Origin of the sequence: Micromonospora sp. NPDC004551 (genome assembly GCF_040609975.1) — a bacterium.
In the GTDB taxonomy this organism is placed as follows: Bacteria; Actinomycetota; Actinomycetes; order Mycobacteriales; family Micromonosporaceae; genus Micromonospora.
This window is the reverse complement of the sequence record NZ_JBEXLM010000028.1, coordinates 49,270-67,245: the sequence shown is the minus strand read 5'-3', so window position 1 is coordinate 67,245 and position 17,976 is coordinate 49,270. Positions and strand designations below refer to the sequence as shown.

The following is a 17,976-nucleotide window of genomic DNA, read 5'->3' as shown; positions in this document are numbered from 1 at the left end:
TCGCCGCGGTGGCGGTGGGTGCGCGGTGATCTTCGAGCGGGTTGTCCGGCCCCGGTTGTTCGGGATCGGGGGCGGGGACGCCGAGGCGGCACACGAGTGGACGCTGGAGCGGCTGGCCTCGGTGGCCCGGCGGCCGGCCGTGCTCGCCGCGTTGCGGGCGCGGTATCTGATGCCGGCGCCGCGGACCGTGTTCGGGGTGGACTTTCCCAATCCGGTCGGGCTGGCGGCCGGTATGGACAAGAACGGGGTGGCGCTGCCGGCCTGGCCGGCGCTGGGCTTCGGCTTCGTCGAGGTCGGCACCGTCACCGCGCACGCCCAGCCGGGCAACCCCCGGCCCCGGCTGTTCCGGCTCCGCGACAGCGAGGCCGTGGTCAACCGGATGGGCTTCAACAACGCCGGCGCCGAGGCCCTCGCGGCCCGGCTGGCGGCGCTGCCGCGCCCGCTCGGTGTACCGCTGGGCATCTCGCTCGGCAAGTCCAAGGTGACCCCGCTGGACGGCGCCGTCGAGGACTACCTGGCCTCCTACCGGGCGCTGAAGGGGCACGGGGACTACTTCGCGGTCAACGTGTCCTCACCGAACACCCCGGGGCTGCGATCCCTTCAGGACCGGGCGCACCTGGACGCGCTGCTCGCGGCGCTGGTGGGGGAGAAGCCGGTGCTGGTGAAGATCGCCCCCGACCTCACCGAGCCGGCCGTCGCCGAGCTGCTGGAGGTCTGCCTCGATCGCGGCGCGGCCGGGGTGATCGCCACCAACACCACGCTGGCCCGCGACGGGCTCGCCCCGGCCGACCGGGCGCGGGGTGCGGAGACCGGCGGCCTCTCCGGCCGCCCGCTGGCCGCCCGCGCCCGCGAGGTGGTCGCCTTCGTGCACCGCGAGACCGGCGGCCGGCTGCCGGTGATCGGCGTCGGCGGCATCCTCGACCCGGACGACGCGACCCGGATGTTCGACGCCGGCGCGAGCCTCGTCCAGCTCTACACCGGCTTCATCTACCGGGGCCCGGCCCTGGTCCGGTCGGTGGCCCGGGCGGCCGCCCGGCGCTGACCCGCGCCGGACGCCGGCTCCGGGTCGCGGCGCGGCGGCAGACGCGCCGAGCTGGAGTCGTCGGAACCGGCCAAACACCACGAAGGAGAACCGTGACGCCCGAGGAGATCCTCGCCGCCGACCGCCGGCACGTCTGGCACCCGTACGCGGCCCTGCCGCCGGCCAGCCCGCCGTACGTGGTGGACAGCGCCGAGGGCGTACGGCTGCGGCTGGCCGACGGGCGGGAACTGGTCGACGGGATGTCGTCCTGGTGGGCGGCCATCCACGGCTACCGCCACCCGGTGCTGGACGCCGCCGTCACCGACCAGCTCGGCCGGATGAGCCACGTGATGTTCGGCGGCCTCACCCACGAGCCCGCGGTACGCCTCGCGCGGACCCTCGTGGAGCTGGCCCCGGACGGCCTCGAACACGTCTTCCTGGCCGACTCCGGCTCGGTCAGCGTCGAGGTGGCGGTGAAGATGTGCCTCCAGTACCAGCGGGCCCTGGGGCGGCCGGAACGCCGCCGGCTGGGCACCTGGCGGGGCGGCTACCACGGCGACACCTTCCACCCCATGAGCGTGTGCGACCCGGAGGGCGGCATGCACCACCTCTGGGGCGACGTGCTGCCCCGGCAGGTGTTCGCGCCGGTGCCGCCGGCCGGCTTCGACACCCCGCCCGACCCGGCGTACGAGGCGGCGCTGGTGGACGCCGTGGAGCGGCATGCCGGCGAGCTGGCCGCGGTGATCGTGGAGCCGGTGGTGCAGGGGGCCGGCGGGATGCGCTTCCACAATCCGCACTACCTGCGGGTGCTGCGCGAGGTGACCCGGGCGCACGGGATCCTGCTGGTCTTCGACGAGATCGCCACCGGCTTCGGCCGGACCGGCACCATGTTCGCGGCCGAGCACGCCGGGGTCGCCCCGGACGTGCTCTGCGTCGGCAAGGCGCTCACCGGCGGCTACCTCACCCTGGCCGCGGCGCTCTGCACCCCCGAGGTGGCCCGCGCCATCTCCGCCGACGGGGTGCTGGCGCACGGTCCGACCTTCATGGGCAACCCGCTCGCCTGCGCGGTCGCCAACGCCTCTCTGGACCTGCTGCGGGCCGGCGACTGGGCGGACCGGGTGGCCCGCATCGGCGAGGGGCTCAGGGCCGGCCTGGCGCCGCTGCGCGACGCACCCGGGGTGGCCGACGTGCGGGTGCTCGGCGCGATCGGCGTGGTGCAGCTCGACCACGACGTCGACCTGCCCCGGGCAACCGCCGCCGCGGTGGCGCAGGGCGTCTGGCTGCGCCCGTTCCGGGACCTCGTGTACACGATGCCGCCGTACGTCTGCGACGACGCGGACGTGGCGCGGATCGCGGCCGGCGTGGCCGCTGCGGTCAAGGCCGGCTGAGCCGGCACCCCACGCGCCGGACGGCCGTTGCCGGCCGGCGGACGGCACCACCGGCGGCGGGACGCCGCCGCGGGACAGGACGCGGCCCGTCGCCGCGCAAGGAGAGGGAGAGACGCGATGGAGACCTTCGGCGCCCGCCTGCACCGGGCCGTGGCCGAGCGGGGACCGCTCTGCGTGGGCATCGACCCGCACCCCGGGCTGCTGGCCCGCTGGGGCCTGCCCGACGACGTCGAGGGCCTGGACCGGTTCTGCCGGATCGTGGTGGAGGCCATCGGCGACCGGGTGGCCGTGGTCAAGCCCCAGTCGGCGTTCTTCGAGCGCTTCGCGTCCCGTGGTGTCGGAATTCTTGAGTCAACTATCCGACAGTTGCGAAATTCGGGCTCACTCGTTCTCCTCGACGTCAAGCGCGGCGACATCGGCTCGACGGTCAGCGCGTACGCCTCGGCGTACCTCGATCCATCCAGCCCGCTGTATGTCGACGCGGTCACCGCGAGCCCCTACCTGGGGGTAGGTTCGCTCGCCCCGATGTTCGAGCTGGCGGCCGCGCACGGCGGTGGCGTCTTCGTCCTGGCGCTCACCTCGAACCCCGAGGGCGCTGCCGTGCAGCGTGCCGTGGGGGCCGACGGGCGCACCGTGGCGCAGACCGTCATCGACGAGATTTCCCAGCTCAACCGGGGTGCCGAGCCGCTCGGCAGCTTCGGTCTGGTGGTCGGCGCGACGATCGGTGACACCGGTCACGACCTCACCGCGGTGAACGGTCCGCTGCTCGCACCGGGGCTCGGCGCGCAGGGCGCGACGGCCGCCGACCTGCGTACCGTCTTCGGCTCCGCCCTGCCCTCGGTGCTGCCGTCGTACTCCCGCGAGGTGCTCGGCGCGGGGCCGGACCAGGCCGCCCTGCGGGCCGCGACCGACCGGGTGCTGGGCGAGTGCCGGGCCGCCCTGGCCACCGCGTGACTGACTGACGGCTCGGTCACTTTCGGTTGATCTTCGCGCGCCCACGTTGCCGAAAACGCCGTTGACCGCTAGTTTTCCCCGCGCTGGGAACCACGGACCCCTTTGGTTGCCAGCGACACCACGTTTCACAGCTGCGGTGGTGCGCCCCGCCCGCCGTACTAGGGACCTGAGGAGAACTGGTGCCGCTCCCGTCACTGACCCCCGAGCAGCGCGCTGCCGCGCTGGAGAAGGCCGCGGAGATCCGCAAGGCCCGTGCTGAGCTGAAGGAGCAGCTCAAGCAGGGCAAGACCACCCTCGCCACCGTCCTCGAGCGGGCCGAGTCCGACGACGTCGTGGGCAAGCTGAAGGTTTCGGCCGTGCTCCAGGCGATGCCGGGCATCGGCAAGATCCGGGCCACCCAGATCATGGAGAAGCTCAAGATCGCCGACAGCCGCCGGCTGCGTGGCCTGGGCGAGCAGCAGCGCAAGGCGCTGCTTGGAGAGTTCGCCGCCAACTGAACGGCCCACCGTGTAGAAACAAGCGGTGAGCACGGATGACGAGGCGCGCCCGGCGGCTCGGCTCACTGTCCTGGCCGGACCTTCGGGGGCCGGCGGGGAGAGTGTCGTCGAGCTTGTCCGGGCGCGCTTTCCGTCCGTGTGGGTGCCGGTGGCCGCCACCACCAGGCCGGCGTGCCCCGGCGAGGTGGACGGCGTCGACCGGCACTTCCTCGACGCGGGCGACTTCGACCGCATGGTGGCGGCCGACGAGCTGCTGGAGTGGAGCCGGATCGGGCCCTACCGGCGCGGCGTGCCGCGCGCGGGCGTGCGGGCCCGGCTCGCCGAGGGCCGGCCGGTGCTGCTCCCGCTGGACCTGCCGGGCGCACTCGCCGTCCGGGCCGTCGCGCCGGACGCGCGGCTGGTGCTGCTCGTCCCGCCCGCGTACCGGCCGGACCCGGCCCTCGCGGCCGCCTTCGCACACGCCGTGCTGCACGACCGCACCGAGCGCGCGGCCGATGAGCTGGTAGGCTTGCTCGGTTCTTCCTTCCTGGCTCCGGCCCGACCGCGCCCGAGCGGTTGAGAGGCCACCGCTCCTGAGAGGCCACCGCCCCCGGGCGGTGCACAACGACGCAGAGGTTATTTCGTGGGATCCATCGCCAACCCCGAAGGCATCACCAACCCGCCGATCGACGAGCTCCTCGAGAAGACCACCTCGAAGTACGCGCTGGTCATCTTCGCCGCCAAGCGCGCCCGCCAGGTCAACGCCTACTACAGCCAGCTCGGTGAGGGACTGCTGGAGTACGTCGGCCCGCTGGTGGAGACCACCCCCCAGGAGAAGCCGCTCTCCATCGCCATGCGCGAGATCAACGCGGGTCTGCTCACCGCCGAGCCGACCGACCAGCCGTAATCCCCGCCCGCGCCGATGGCCGCCGAGATCGTCCTCGGGGTCGGCGGCGGCATCGCCGCCTACAAGGCGTGTGAGCTGCTCCGGCTCTTCACCGAGTCGGGTCACCGGGTCCGGGTCGTGCCGACCGCGTCGGCGCTCCGTTTCGTCGGGGCGCCGACCTGGGCCGCGCTCTCCGGCCAGCCGGTCGCCGACGACGTCTGGTCCGACGTGCACGAGGTGCCGCACGTCCGCCTCGGGCAGCACGCCGACCTGGTCGTGGTGACGCCCACGACCGCCGACCTGCTCGCCAAGGCCGCCCACGGCCTCGCCGACGACCTGCTCACCAACACCCTGCTGACCGCGCGCTGCCCGGTGGTGCTGGCGCCGGCCATGCACACCGAGATGTGGGAGCATCCGGCCACCGTCGCCAACGTGGCCACCCTGCGGTCCCGCGGCGTCGTGGTGATCGAGCCCGCGGTCGGCCGCCTCACCGGCAAGGACACCGGCAAGGGCCGGCTGCCCGACCCGGCCGAGATCTTCGCGGTCGCCCGGCGGGCGCTGGCTCGCGGTGGCGCCGCCCCGGCCGACCTGGCCGGCCGGCACGTGGTGGTCACCGCGGGTGGCACCCGGGAGCCGCTCGACCCGGTCCGGTTCCTCGGCAACCGCTCCTCCGGCAAGCAGGGCTACGCGTTCGCCCGCGCCGCCGTGGCCCGGGGCGCCCGGGTCACCCTGGTCTCGGCCAACGTCGCGCTCGCCGACCCGGCCGGCGCCGACCTGGTCCGGGTGGGCAGCACCGAGGAGCTGCGCAAGGCGACCCTGGAGGCGGCCGCCGACGCGGACGCCGTGGTCATGGCCGCCGCGCCCGCCGATTTCCGCCCGGCGACCTACGCGCCCGGTAAGATCAAGAAGTCGGACGACGGCAGCGCGCCCACCATCGAGCTGGTCACCAATCCCGACATCGCGGCCGAGCTGGGCCGGCGCCGGCGGCCGGAGCAGGTGCTGGTGGTCTTCGCCGCGGAGACCGGCGACGCCGAGGCCAACGGCCGGGCCAAGCTCGCCCGCAAGCGCGCCGACCTCATCGTGATCAACGAGGTCGGCGTGGACAAGGTCTTCGGCGCCGAGACGAACGCCGCCACGGTGATCGGGGCGGACGGGTCGGTGCACCGGATGCCCGAGCAGCCGAAGGAGGACCTGGCCGACGCCGTCTGGGATCTCGTGGCCGCCCGGTTGCGGGAGCGGTCCTGACGGTTGGTCACTCTCCGGTTCGCCGGGTCACCCTGGGAGCACGGTGACTAAACTGCCGCCGAGCGACCTTTAAAAGTCTTCACATGCTTAGGAGTGCCGTGACACGTCTCTTCACGTCCGAATCGGTCACGGAAGGCCACCCGGACAAGATCGCCGACCAGATCAGTGACGGCATTCTCGACGCGCTGCTCGCCCAGGACCCGCACAGCCGTGTCGCGGTCGAGACCCTGATCACCACCGGCCAGGTGCACGTCGCCGGCGAGGTGACCACCAAGGCGTACGCCGACATCCCCACCATCGTGCGGGACACCATCCTGTCGATCGGCTACGACTCGTCGAAGAAGGGCTTCGACGGCGCCTCCTGCGGCGTGAGCGTCTCCATCGGCGCCCAGTCGGCGGACATCGCGCAGGGCGTGGACAACGCGTTCGAGCTGCGGACCGGCTCGTCGGAGAGCGCGTTGGACGCGCAGGGCGCCGGCGACCAGGGCATGATGTTCGGCTTCGCCTGCTCCGAGACGCCCGAGCTGATGCCGCTGCCGATCGCGCTGGCCCACCGGCTGGCCCGCCGGCTCGCCCAGGTCCGCAAGGACGGCACGATTCCCTACCTGCGGCCCGACGGCAAGACCCAGGTGACGATCGAGTACGACGGGCTGCGCCCGGTCCGGCTCGACACCGTCGTGGTCTCCAGCCAGCACGCGGCCGACATCTCGCTCGAGTCGCTGCTCACCCCGGACGTCCGCGACCACGTCATCACCCCCGAGCTGGAGGGCCTCGGCCTGGACACCGAGGGCTACCGGCTGCTGGTCAACCCGACCGGGCGCTTCGAGATCGGCGGCCCGATGGGCGACGCCGGCCTCACCGGCCGCAAGATCATCGTCGACACCTACGGCGGCTACGCCCGCCACGGCGGCGGCGCGTTCTCCGGCAAGGACCCGTCGAAGGTGGACCGCTCCGCCGCGTACGCGATGCGCTGGGTGGCCAAGAACGTCGTCGCCGCCGGCCTGGCCGAGCGCTGCGAGGCGCAGGTCGCGTACGCGATCGGCAAGGCCCACCCGGTGAGCCTGTTCATCGAGACCTTCGGCACCGAGACCGTGCCGGTCGCCTCGATCGAGAAGGCCGTCGCCGAGGTCTTCGACCTGCGCCCGGCCGCGATCATCCGGGACCTCAACCTGCTCCGCCCGATCTACCAGCAGACCGCCGCCTACGGCCACTTCGGCCGGGAGCTGCCGGACCTGACCTGGGAGAGCACCGACCGGGCCGCCGACCTCAAGTCGGCCGCGGGAGCCTGACCGGCACCAGGCGCAGCGACCGGCGACCCGCCGAGGGGTCGCCGGTCGCTCGCGTCTGCGTGGACGTGCCCCTGCCGCACCTCGACCGCCCCTTCGACTACCTCGTTCCCGACACCCTCGACGCCGACGCCCGGCCCGGGGTGCGGGTGAAGGTCCGCTTCGCCGGGCAGCTCGTCGACGGCTGGCTGCTGGAGCGCGTCGCGGAGTCGGCGCACCCCCGGCTGGCGTACCTGGAGAAGGTCGTCTCCCCGGTGCCGGTGCTGGCGCCGGAGGTGGCCGGACTGGCCCGTGCGGTCGCCGACCGCTACGCCGGCAGCCTCGCCGACGTGCTCCGGCTCGCCGTCCCGCCCCGGCACGCCCGGGTCGAGAAGGACGTGACCGCGTCCGACCCGGCCGGAACCGAGGACGCCCCGGCGACCGACCCGGCCGGAGCCGACGGCGCGCCGGCGACCGGCCCGACCGGCACCGACGACGCCCCGGCGACCGCCGCCACCGGCCCGGCCGCCGCCGCCACCGGCCCGGCCGCCGCCGCCACCGGCCCGGCCGCCGCCGCCGGCCCGACCGCCGCCGACCGGCCGGCGGCCGCCCCGGGGGACCCTTCCGGGCCGGTCGATCCGCGCGGCTGGCGGGACTACCCGGCCGGGCCGGCGTTCCTGCGCGCGCTCACCGCCGGCCGGGCCCCCCGGGCCGTCTGGTCCGCGCTGCCAGGCGAGGACTGGGCCGACCGGTACGCCGACGCCGTGGCGGCCACCGTGGCCGGCGGCCGGGGCGCGGTGGTCGTGGTGGCCGACGCCCGGGACCTGGACCGCCTGGACGCCGCCCTGACCGCCGTCCTCGGGGCGGGGCGGCACGCCTGCCTCTCCGCCGCGGCCGGTCCGGCCCGCCGCTACCGGGCCTTCCTCGCCGCCCGCCGCGGCGACGTGCCCGTGGTGATCGGCACCCGGGCGGCCATGTTCGCCCCGGTCGAGCGGCTCGGCCTGGTCGCGATCTGGGACGACGGCGACGACCTGCACGCCGAGCCCCGGGCGCCCTACCCGCACGCCCGGGAGGTGCTGCTCACCCGGGCCCACCTCGGTGGGACCGCCGCCCTCGTCGGCGGCTACGCCCGGACCGCCGAGGCCCAGTTGCTGGTGGAGACCGGCTGGGCCCGCGAGGTGGTCGCCGACCGGGCGACCGTACGGGCCCGGATGCCGGCCATCGCACCGACCGGGGACGACCCGCACCTGGCCCGGGACCCCGGGGCCGCCTCCGCCCGGCTGCCCAGCCTGGCCTGGACCACCGCCCGCGACGCGCTCCGCGCCGACCTGCCGGTGCTGGTGCAGGTGCCCCGGCGCGGCTACCTGCCCTCGGTGGCCTGCGCCGACTGCCGGGCCCCGGCCCGCTGCCCGCACTGCGCCGGGCCGCTGGGCCTGCCGTCTGCCGAGGGGGTGCCCGCCTGCCGCTGGTGCGGCCGGGTCGCCGCCGCGTACGCCTGTCCGGAGTGCGGCGGGCGGCGGCTGCGAGCGTCGGTCACCGGCGCCCGGCGGACCGCCGAGGAGCTGGGCCGCGCGTTTCCCGGGGTGCCGGTGCGCACGTCCGGGCGGGAGGAGGTGCTCGCCGGCGTGCCGGGCGGCGCCGGCCTGGTGATCGCCACCCCCGGCGCGGAACCGGTCGCCGAGGGCGGCTACGGGGCGGTGCTGCTGCTCGACTCGTGGGCCCTGCTCACCCGGGCCGACCTGCGGGCCGGCGAGGAGGCGCTGCGTCGCTGGCTGGCCGCCGCCGCGCTGGCCCGGCCCGGGTCGGCCGGCGGCCGGGTCGTGGTGGTCGCCGACGGCGCCCTGGCGCCGGTGCAGGCGCTGCTGCGCTGGGACTCCGCCTGGTTCGCCACCCGGGAGCTGGCCGAGCGGCGCGAGCTGGGTTTCCCGCCGGCGGTGCGGATGGCCAGCGTCACCGGCGTGGCCGACGCGGTGGCGGACCTGCTGGCCGGCACCCGGCTGCCGGACGGGGCCGAGGTGCTCGGGCCGGTGCCCGCCGACGAGGGGCGGGAGCGGATGCTGGTCCGGGTGCCCCGGGCCCGCGCCGCCGCCCTGGCCGGGGCGCTGCACGCGGCCGCCGGGCAGCGCAGCGCCCGCAAGGCGGCCGACCCGGTGCGGCTCCAGATCGACCCGCTCAGCCTGTTCTGAGCCCGCCCGCCGCCCGTGACGTGCCGCACCCGGACCGTCGCGTACGGTCGTGAGCTGGGGTTTGCCGCACACCTCGTGCGGCAAATGGGTAGAGAACGCGTGATAGCATCGCCCGTCATGCCCAGGCGCACGACGGCTCCCGGGCGCGGCGCGGCGAAGCGGGAGTGCGTCGAGCCGACGCGGATTCGATGATGTCAATCAGCCGGTGATCAGGGGTGGACCAGTCGTGACCGTTCGTCAGTCGATCGTCTTCAACGGTGACCTCGGCAGCGGCAAGAGCACCGTTTCCGTCGAGATCGCCAAGCGGCTGGGGCTGCGCCGGGTCAGCGTCGGCGACCTCTACCGCCAGATGGCGCAGGAGCGGCAGATGACCGCCCTCCAGCTCAATCTGCACGCCGAGCTGGACCAGGCCGTCGACGGCTACGTCGACCAGCTCCAGCGGGACATCGCCGCCTCCGGCGAGAGCCTGGTGATGGACTCCCGGCTGGCCTGGCACTTCTTCACCGACGCGCTCAAGGTCCACATGATCACCGAGCCGGCCGAGGCGGCCCGGCGGGTGCTGGCCCGCCCCTCCGGCCCGGCGGAGAGCTACACCTCGCTGGAGGAGGCCGAGGCCAAGCTCCGCGAGCGCAGCGAGAGCGAGCGGGGCCGGTTCATCGTGCGCTACGGCGTCGACAAGGCCCGGCTGCGCAACTACGACCTGATCTGCGACACCACCCGGGCCACCCCCGAGCAGGTGATCCAGCACGTCATCGACGTCTACGAGGGGCGGCTCGGCGCGGACGTGCTGCGCGACGGCCAGCCCCTGCTGCTGCTCGACCCGGCCCGGGTCTACCCGACCGAGGACATCGCCACCCTGCGTGGTCTGTGGGACTCGGAGTTCGTGGGCGAGGTGGCCGGGGCCGGCGACGAGGCCCTGGAGCCGCTGACCATCGGCTACACGGGCGAGTACTTCTTCGTGGTCGACGGTCACCGCCGGCTCAGCGCGGCCCTCCAGAGCGGCTTCCCACTGGTCGCCGCCCGGCTGGTCGCCGAGGTCGAGGAGCCGGTGGTCGGCGGGCTGAGCGCGGTCGACTTCTTCGCCGCCCAGGCCCGGCCCAGCCTGATCCACGACTGGGAGGCCGCGCACGGCCTCGCGCTGCCGCTGCCTGAGCACGCCCTGCTCGGCGGGGACGCGGTGCTGGCCGGGGAACCGGGCACCGGCGCCTGACCGGGCGCCCCGACGGGCCAGGGGATCGCCGGGGCGGGGCCGGCGGGAGCATGATGGAGGCTTCCGACGCCTGGGGAGGCCGACCGTGGACCCTGCCGACGCCCTCGCCCTGCTGCTGTCCCCCCAGGGGCGGGTGAACCCCTACCCGACCTACGAGCGGCTGCGCGGCCACGGCCCGGTGGTCCAGGCGGGGCCGGCGTTCCACCTGGTCACCGGCTACCCGGAGGCCGACGCGATCCTGCGCGACGCCCGGTTCGGGGTGATGGACGACGACCTGCGCGACCAGTTCCTCCCCGGCTGGCGGGAGAGCCCCGCCGTCGCCTCGATCTCCCGCTCGATGCTGCGCACCAACCCGCCCGACCACAGCCGGATGCGCCGCCTGGCCGCCGGCGCCTTCACCCCGCGCCGGATCGCCGCCATGCGGGACGTGGTGGAGGCGCAGGCCGACGAGCTGGTCGACCGGATGCTGGCCCGCGCCGCGGCGGGGGAGCCGGTCGACTTCATGGCCGAGTTCGCGTACCCCCTGCCGGTGGCGGTGATCTGCGCGCTGCTCGGCGTGCCCGCGGCGGACCGGCCATTGTTCCGGCGCTGGGCCACCGACCTCACCGGGGTGCTGGAGCCGGAGATCAGCCCGGACGAGCTGGCCCTGGCCGACCGGGGCGCCACCGAGCTGCGCGACTACTTCACCGAGCTGGTCGCGGCCCGGCGCCGCGCTCCGGCCGACGACCTCACCACCGCCCTCGTGCAGGCGCACGACGCCGATGGCGACCGGCTCTCCGGGGACGAGCTGCTGTCGAACCTGGTCGTCCTGCTGGTGGCCGGCTTCGAGACCACCACCAACCTGCTCGGCAACGGCCTCGTGGTGCTGCTCGACCACCCGGCCGCGGCGGCGGCCCTGCGGGAGCACCCCGAGTTCGCCCCCGGCTATGTCGAGGAGTTGCTGCGCTACGACTCGCCGGTGCAGCTCACCTCCCGGATGAGCACCGAACCGACCCGCTTCGGCGGGGTCGACCTGCCCGCCGGGAGCTGGCTCATCGTGCTGCTCGGCGCCGCCAACCGGGACCCCCGCCGGTACCCGGAGCCGGAGCGGTTCGACCCGTGGCGCCCGCAGGTGCACCCGCTGTCCTTCGGCGCCGGCCCGCACTACTGCCTCGGCGCCGGCCTGGCCCGGCTGGAGGCGCAGGTGGCGTTCCCGCTGCTGCTGCGCCGGCTGCCCGGCCTCGCCCCGGCCGGGCCGGGGGAGCGGCGGATCCGGCTCACCCTGCGCGGGTACGCCACCCTGCCGGTCACCGTCGGTGACGAGGCGTCCCCGATCACCGATCGCGGTACGCCGGCCGGGGCGACCGGATCGACTCCGTAGACTGGTACGGCACCACCCGTCCCAGACAAGGAGCCACTCCGCGTGACCGTCCAGCCCATCCGTCTGTTCGGCGATCCGGTGCTGCGCACGCCGGCCGACCCGGTCGTCGACTTCGACGCCGAGCTGCGCAAGCTCATCGCCGACCTGACCGACACGATGCGCGAGCAGAGCGGTGCCGGCCTGGCCGCGCCGCAGCTCGGGGTGGGCCTGCGGGTGTTCACCTTCGACGTCGACGACGTTCTCGGGCACCTGGTCAACCCGGTGCTGGAGTTCCCCGACGCCGAGGAGCAGGACGGCCCGGAGGGCTGCCTGTCCATCCCGGGGCTCTACTTCGACACCAAGCGCCGGCAGAACGTCATCGCCAAGGGCTTCAACGGCTACGGCGACCCGCTGCAGATCGTCGGCACCGGGCTGATGGCCCGCTGCGTGCAGCACGAGACCGACCACCTCGACGGTGTGCTCTTCGTCGATCGGCTCGACCCGGCCGGCCGCAAGGAGGCCATGAAGGCGATCCGCCAGGCCGAGTGGTACGACGAGGCCGCCCCGCCGACCGTCAGGCTCAGCCCGCACGCCGCCGGCAACCCGTTCGGCCTGGGGCGGTGACCCGGATGCGCCTGGTCTTCGCCGGCACGCCCGCTGTCGCCGTGCCCGCCCTGGACGCCGTCGCCGCCTCCGGTCACGAGCTGCTCGCCGTGGTCACCCGTCCCGACGCCCCCGCCGGCCGGGGGAGAGGACTGGCCCGCTCCCCGGTCGGCGCCTGGGCCGACGCGCACGGCGTCGAGGTGCTCACCCCGGCGCGGCCGCGCGAGCCCGAGTTCCTCGACCGGCTGCGCGAGCTGGCGCCGGACTGCGTGCCGGTGGTCGCGTACGGCGCGCTGGTGCCGCCGTCGGCGCTGGAGATCCCCCGGCTGGGCTGGATCAACCTGCACTTCTCGCTGCTGCCCGCCTGGCGCGGGGCGGCGCCGGTGCAGCACGCCGTGCTGCACGGCGACGAGCTGACCGGGGCCAGCGTCTTCCAGTTGGAGGAAGGATTGGACACCGGCCCGGTCTACGGCACCGTGACGGACGAGGTGCGGCCCGCCGACACCTCCGGCGACCTGCTGGAGCGGCTCGCCCACTCGGGCGCCGGGCTGCTGGTGGCCGTGCTCGACGCGCTGGCGGCCGGCACCGCCCGGGCCGAGCCGCAGCCGGCCGACGGGGTCTCCCTCGCGCCCAAGCTCACCGTCGAGGACGCCCGCGTCCGCTGGGGCGACCCGGCCTTCGCGGTGGACCGGCGCATCCGCGCCTGCACGCCGGCGCCCGGTCCGTGGACGACCTTCCGGGGCGACCGGGTCAAGCTCGGCCCGGTCACCGCGGTGGCCAACGGCCCGGAGCTGAAGCCCGGCGAGCTGCTGGTGGAGAAGTCCCGGGTGCTGGCCGGCACGGGCACCGTCCCGGTGCTGCTCGGCGAGGTGCGTGCGGCCGGCAAGAAGGCCATGTCGGCCGGCGACTGGGCGCGCGGCGCCCGGGTCACCGCCGGCGAGGTGCTCGCGTGACGGGGCCGTCCGAGCCCGGGCGTTTCTCCGAGGGCCCGCGCGGCGGCCGTTCCGGCGACGCCGGGCGCGGCGGCGAGCGCTTCGCGGACCGGGGCCGGCCGGAGCGCGGCGAGCGCCCGGGGCGCCGGGGCGACGGGCCGCCGCGCGAGGGGCGCTTCGGCGCCGACCGGCGCGGTGGCGGCCGGCGACCGGTCCGGCCGGCCGTGGACCTGCCCCGGCACGTCGCCTACCAGGCGATCGCGGCGGTGCACCGGGACGACGCGTACGCCAATCTGGTGCTGCCGGCGATGCTCCGCGACGAGGGGCTGACCGGCCGGGACGCCGCCTTCGCCACCGAGCTGACCTACGGCACGCTGCGCCACACCGGCACCCTGGACGCGATCATCACCGACGCGGCCGGCCGGGACGTGCAGCGGATCGACCCGCCCGTGCGGGACGCGCTGCGGCTCGGGGCCTACCAGCTCCTGCACACCCGGGTGCCGGCGCACGCCGCGGTGTCGTCCACGGTGGACCTGGTCCGGACCGTCGGGCCCGGCGCCACCGGGTTCGCCAACGCGGTGCTCCGCGAGGTGGCCGGCCGGGACACCGACGGCTGGGTGGCCAAGCTCGCCCCGTCCGAGGAGACCGACCCGATCGGTCACCTGGCGCTGGCGTACAGCCATCCGCAGTGGATCGTCCGGGCCTTCGCCGAGGCGCTCGGCGGCGACCTGCGCGAGACCGCCCGCCTGCTCATCGAGGACAACGAGCGCCCGCCGGTGCACCTGTGCGCCCGGCCGGGGCTGGCCGACCCGGTGGCGCTGGCCGACGAGGTCGGCGGGGCGCCCGGCGCCTTCTCGCCCTACGCCGTCTACCTGTCCGGCGGCGCGCCGGGTGAGCTGGCTGCGGTGACCGAGGGGCGCGCGCACGTCCAGGACGAGGGCTCCCAGCTGGTGGCGAACGCCCTCGCGGTGGCGCCGCTGGAGGGCCCCGACGGCCGCTGGCTCGACCTGTGCGCCGGTCCCGGCGGCAAGGCGGGCCTGCTCGGCGCCCTGGCGGCGGAGCGCGGCGCCCGGCTCACCGCGGTCGAGGTCGCCGAGCACCGGGCCCGGCTGGTCGCCCAGGCCACCCGGGGCCTGCCGGTCGCCGTGGTGAACACCGACGGGCGCACGGTCGGGGCCGATCCGAAGCTGCCGGAGGGCCACTTCGACCGGGTGCTGGTCGACGCGCCCTGCACCGGCCTCGGCTCGCTGCGCCGGCGGCCCGAGTCGCGCTGGCGCCGCCAGCCGTCGGACCTGCCGCCGCTGACCCGGTTGCAGCGGGAACTGCTCAGCGCCGCGCTGCGGGCGGTCCGGCCGGGCGGCCTGGTCGCGTACGTGACCTGCTCGCCGCACACGGTGGAGACGCACGTGACGGTCACCGAGGCGTCGCGCCGGTGCGGCTTCCCGGTCGACTTCGTCGACGCCCGCCCGCTGCTGCCGGCCGGCATGCCCGGGCTGGGGGACGGCCCCACGGTCCAGCTGTGGCCGCAGCGGCACGGCACGGACGCGATGTTCCTGGCGGTGCTGCGCAAGGGCTGAGCGCGGACCCGGCCGACGGGTCGAATGTCCACAGGTGAATACAAAAGCGGGACCGGCGACGCCGGTCCCGCTTTGTGTCATGTGACATCCCCGTTGACTCTTACATTGATACATGTAACTGTTCCGATCACCGGTCCGCCGACGCCGGGGCCTCCACCGGGGCCCACGGGTCGCGCCACCCCGCCAGCACGTCCCCGCCGACCCCCACGAGGAGTCTCCATGAGACGCAGAACGCCGACCGCGGGCCTCGCGCTCGCCCTCTTCGCCGCCGTGACGGCGACCCTCACCACCACGGCCGCCTCCGCCGCCCCCGCGCCGGTGAGCGCCGCCCCCGCGCTCGCCGCCGCCGCGCCGGACATCTCGGTGACCAACGTCCAGGCCCATCTCACCCAGCTCAACAGCATCGCCACCAGCAACGGCGGCAACCGGCGGGCCGGCTCGGCGGGCCACACCGCCTCCGTCAGCTACGTGAAGGCCAAGCTCCAGGCCGCCGGCTACACGGTTTCCGAGCAGGTCTGCACGACCTGCACCTACCGGTCGAACAACCTGATCGCCGAGTGGCCGCAGGGCCCGGCCGACCAGGTGGTCATGTTCGGCGCGCACCTGGACAGCGTCTCCGCCGGCCCGGGCATCAACGACAACGGCTCCGGCTCGGCCACCCTCCTGGAGAACGCGCTCGTGCTCGCGCAGCAGAACCCGAGCATGACCAAGCGGGTCCGGTTCGCCTGGTGGACCGACGAGGAGCAGGGCCTCAACGGCTCGGAGTTCTACGTCAACTCCCTCACCGCCACCCAGAAGGGCTACCTCAAGGGCTACTACAACTTCGACATGGTCGGCTCGACCAACGGCGGCTACTTCATCAACCGCCTCACCTCCACGACGGCGGCACCCCTGAAGGCGTACTGGGATTCGCTGAACCTCCAGCCGGAGGAGAACGTCGAGGGCCAGGGCCGTTCCGACGACTACCCGTTCCAGCAGGCCGGCATCCCCACCTCCGGCTACGCGGCCGGCGCCAGCGCCCGCAAGACCACGGCCCAGGCCGCCAAGTGGGGCGGCACCGCCAACACCGCGTACGACTCCTGCTATCACCGCTCCTGCGACACCACCAGCAATGTCAGCGCGACGGTGCTCAACCGCAGCGCCGACGGCGTGGCGTACGCGATCTGGCAGCTCGCGGTCGGCGGCGGCACCCCGACCAACGACTTCTCCGTGGCGGTGAGCCCCACCTCCGGCAGCGTCGCCCCGGGCGGCTCCACCACCGCCACCGTCAGCACCGCCACCACCAGCGGCACCGCCCAGACGGTGAACCTGTCGGCCACGGGCGCCCCGAGCGGGGTCACGGTGAGCTTCAGCCCGTCCTCGGTCACCTCGGGCGGCTCGGCCACCATGACCGTCAGCGCCTCCGCGACCGCGACCACCGGCACCTTCACCATCACGGTCACCGGCACCGGCTCGGTCACCCGCAGCGCCGCCTACACCCTCACGGTGACCGGCATCGGCGGTTGCGCCGGCGGCCAGCTCATCGGCAACAGCAGCTTCGAGTCCGGCAGCACGCCGTGGACGGCCAGCTCCGGCGTCATCACGAACTCGTCGAGCCAGGCGGCCCGCACGGGCTCCTACAAGGCGTGGCTCGACGGCTACGGCAGCACGCACACCGACACGCTGTCGCAGTCGGTGACCATCCCGGCCGGGTGCGCCAGCTACACCCTGTCGTTCTGGCTGCACATCGACACGGCCGAGACCACCACGAGCACCGCGTACGACAAGCTGACCGTGCAGGTCGGCTCGACCACCCTGGCGACGTACTCGAACCTCAACGCGGCGAGCGGCTACGCGCAGCGCAGCTTCAACCTGGCCGCGTACGCCGGGCAGACCGTGACGCTGAAGTGGACCGGGGTGGAGGACGCCTCGCTCCAGACCAGCTTCGTCCTCGACGACGTGACGCTCCAGGTCGGCTGAGCGACCCGGGCGGGGTGGGCCGGGCGGCCCGCCCCGCTCCCGCTCAGTCGATCGGCAGGGCCTTGGTGCCGCCGCCCTTGAGCGAGCGGGTCAGCGTCCGGTCCGACACCCAGAGGAAGCACTGCACGCCGCGGTCGCCGTCCTGCCACTCCTCCTCGTACGGGTGGTAGATGATCGTGCCGGCCCGGTAGACCAGGTCGCCGTTGTTCGGCACCTTGACGTACTTCGCGACCAGCCCGCGGCAGCCCTTGTGGGCCCGCAGCGGGGTGCGCTTGAACTCGGCGTAGCTGACCTCGGGGAAGTGGTAGACCCCCACGAACTCGGCGTGGTGCTTGGCCGTGCAGGCGACCGGCTTCATCTCCTCCACGTCGTCCTTGCGGAGCTTCGGGTCGAAGCAGCCCAGCGCCAGCGGCGAGCCGGCCTTCAGCGCGTCGCGCAGGCTGCCGCGACGCGCGATGACGCTGCCGTCGTCCACGCTGGCCACCTCCGAGACGTCGCAGCGGAACCAGCGCGCCCCGCCCGTCCACGCCTGCGCCGACGGGAAGACCACCGACAGCCGCAGCCGCCCCGAGCGCCAATCGGCGCCGACCGCCTTGTCGACCTGCGCGGCGCACTCGGTGTGCGCGGCCCTGATGCCGGCCGACCCGGCCCGCGGGGGAGCGCCGCGCCCGGCGTCCGGGCCGGTCAGGGTGCCCACGTGCAGCGTCTCGGCGCGGTGCGTGGTGGCGCAGTCGACCGGATTCCAGCCACTGAGGTAGCCGACGTCCTGGACGGTGGGGTGGCATGCGCCGGCCGGGGGCACGAAGGCCACCGGGGCGCCGAAGGCGGGCCAGTCGTCGGTCAGGTCTCGGTCGACCCCGGCCGGCGCGCCGCAGCCGCCGAGCGCCAGCGCGGCCGTGACACCCACGGCGACCGCCGCCCACCATCGCCGCATC

At 74.9% G+C, this 17,976-nt stretch carries 16 protein-coding genes; 15 read left to right on the top strand and 1 reads right to left on the bottom strand.

Features of this window, described 5'->3' with window-relative positions; all coding sequences use genetic code 11:
* The first annotated feature begins 25 nt into the window (after positions 1 to 25).
* The 15 genes from ABZW14_RS26995 (at position 26) to ABZW14_RS26925 (ending at position 17,041) form a co-directional block, all read left to right on the top strand.
* A complete protein-coding gene (locus ABZW14_RS26995; RefSeq protein WP_355351576.1) occupies positions 26 to 1,042 on the top strand; it encodes a quinone-dependent dihydroorotate dehydrogenase in 1,017 nt (338 codons plus the stop codon).
* Between the two features lie 92 nt (positions 1,043 to 1,134).
* Positions 1,135 to 2,409 carry an adenosylmethionine--8-amino-7-oxononanoate transaminase gene (locus ABZW14_RS26990; protein WP_355351574.1) on the top strand — a complete coding sequence of 425 codons (1,275 nt, stop codon included), beginning with the start codon at positions 1,135 to 1,137 and terminating at the stop codon, positions 2,407 to 2,409.
* 117 nt (positions 2,410 to 2,526) lie between these two features.
* Entirely contained in the window at positions 2,527 to 3,363 is an 837-nt protein-coding gene (gene pyrF, locus ABZW14_RS26985) for an orotidine-5'-phosphate decarboxylase (protein ID WP_355351572.1), read from the top strand.
* A 179-nt stretch (positions 3,364 to 3,542) separates the two neighbouring features.
* Positions 3,543 to 3,860, top strand: a complete 318-nt coding sequence (gene mihF, locus ABZW14_RS26980; RefSeq protein WP_013285515.1) for an integration host factor, actinobacterial type — start codon at positions 3,543 to 3,545, stop codon at positions 3,858 to 3,860.
* Between the two features lie 25 nt (positions 3,861 to 3,885).
* Positions 3,886 to 4,419 carry a guanylate kinase gene (locus ABZW14_RS26975; protein WP_355351570.1) on the top strand — a complete coding sequence of 178 codons (534 nt, stop codon included), beginning with the start codon at positions 3,886 to 3,888 and terminating at the stop codon, positions 4,417 to 4,419.
* A 63-nt stretch (positions 4,420 to 4,482) separates the two neighbouring features.
* Positions 4,483 to 4,746 (top strand): DNA-directed RNA polymerase subunit omega, encoded by a 264-nt coding sequence (gene rpoZ / locus ABZW14_RS26970; protein WP_007075826.1) that lies wholly within the window; start codon positions 4,483 to 4,485, stop codon positions 4,744 to 4,746.
* Between the two features lie 15 nt (positions 4,747 to 4,761).
* On the top strand, positions 4,762 to 5,970 hold the full coding sequence (gene coaBC, locus ABZW14_RS26965) for a bifunctional phosphopantothenoylcysteine decarboxylase/phosphopantothenate--cysteine ligase CoaBC (protein ID WP_355351568.1): 1,209 nt from the start codon (positions 4,762 to 4,764) through the stop codon (positions 5,968 to 5,970).
* Positions 5,971 to 6,068: 98 nt separating this feature from the next.
* Entirely contained in the window at positions 6,069 to 7,259 is a 1,191-nt protein-coding gene (gene metK, locus ABZW14_RS26960; RefSeq protein ID WP_355351566.1) for a methionine adenosyltransferase, read from the top strand.
* A gap of 59 nt (positions 7,260 to 7,318) precedes the next feature.
* Positions 7,319 to 9,421 (top strand): primosomal protein N', encoded by a 2,103-nt coding sequence (locus tag ABZW14_RS26955; protein WP_355351564.1) that lies wholly within the window; start codon positions 7,319 to 7,321, stop codon positions 9,419 to 9,421.
* A gap of 226 nt (positions 9,422 to 9,647) precedes the next feature.
* A complete protein-coding gene (locus tag ABZW14_RS26950) occupies positions 9,648 to 10,631 on the top strand; it encodes an AAA family ATPase (RefSeq protein ID WP_355351562.1) in 984 nt (327 codons plus the stop codon).
* Between the two features lie 85 nt (positions 10,632 to 10,716).
* Complete coding sequence (locus ABZW14_RS26945; RefSeq protein ID WP_355351560.1) at positions 10,717 to 11,991, top strand: cytochrome P450; 1,275 nt, start codon at positions 10,717 to 10,719, stop codon at positions 11,989 to 11,991.
* 42 nt (positions 11,992 to 12,033) lie between these two features.
* Positions 12,034 to 12,594 carry a peptide deformylase gene (def, locus tag ABZW14_RS26940; protein WP_355351558.1) on the top strand — a complete coding sequence of 187 codons (561 nt, stop codon included), beginning with the start codon at positions 12,034 to 12,036 and terminating at the stop codon, positions 12,592 to 12,594.
* Between the two features lie 5 nt (positions 12,595 to 12,599).
* Positions 12,600 to 13,526: a methionyl-tRNA formyltransferase gene (fmt, locus tag ABZW14_RS26935; RefSeq protein WP_355351614.1), complete on the top strand. Its 927-nt coding sequence runs from the start codon at positions 12,600 to 12,602 to the stop codon at positions 13,524 to 13,526.
* The gene (locus tag ABZW14_RS26930) at positions 13,523 to 15,082 is read left to right on the top strand and encodes a transcription antitermination factor NusB (protein ID WP_355351556.1); all 1,560 of its coding nucleotides are present in this window, start codon (positions 13,523 to 13,525) and stop codon (positions 15,080 to 15,082) included. The genes fmt and ABZW14_RS26930 overlap by 4 nt, the downstream gene beginning before the upstream one ends.
* A 219-nt stretch (positions 15,083 to 15,301) precedes the next feature.
* Positions 15,302 to 17,041 carry a M28 family peptidase gene (locus ABZW14_RS26925; RefSeq protein ID WP_355351554.1) on the top strand — a complete coding sequence of 580 codons (1,740 nt, stop codon included), beginning with the start codon at positions 15,302 to 15,304 and terminating at the stop codon, positions 17,039 to 17,041.
* Positions 17,042 to 17,084: 43 nt separating this feature from the next.
* Here ABZW14_RS26925 and ABZW14_RS26920 read toward each other — a convergent pair whose 3' ends face one another.
* On the bottom strand, positions 17,085 to 17,975 hold the full coding sequence (locus tag ABZW14_RS26920) for a septum formation family protein (protein WP_355351552.1): 891 nt from the start codon (positions 17,973 to 17,975) through the stop codon (positions 17,085 to 17,087).
* Between the last annotated feature and the right edge of the window lies 1 nt (position 17,976).

Excerpts from the sequence above, each read along its gene's own strand:
- pyrF (WP_355351572.1), top strand. The coding sequence starts at position 2,527 with ATGGAGACCTTCGGCGCCCGCCTGCACCGGGCCGTGGCCGAGCGGGGA.
- fmt (WP_355351614.1), top strand. The coding sequence starts at position 12,600 with ATGCGCCTGGTCTTCGCCGGCACGCCCGCTGTCGCCGTGCCCGCCCTG.
- ABZW14_RS26920 (WP_355351552.1), bottom strand. The coding sequence starts at position 17,975 with ATGCGGCGATGGTGGGCGGCGGTCGCCGTGGGTGTCACGGCCGCGCTG.
- coaBC (WP_355351568.1), top strand. The coding sequence starts at position 4,762 with ATGGCCGCCGAGATCGTCCTCGGGGTCGGCGGCGGCATCGCCGCCTAC.
- ABZW14_RS26925 (WP_355351554.1), top strand. The coding sequence starts at position 15,302 with ATGAGACGCAGAACGCCGACCGCGGGCCTCGCGCTCGCCCTCTTCGCC.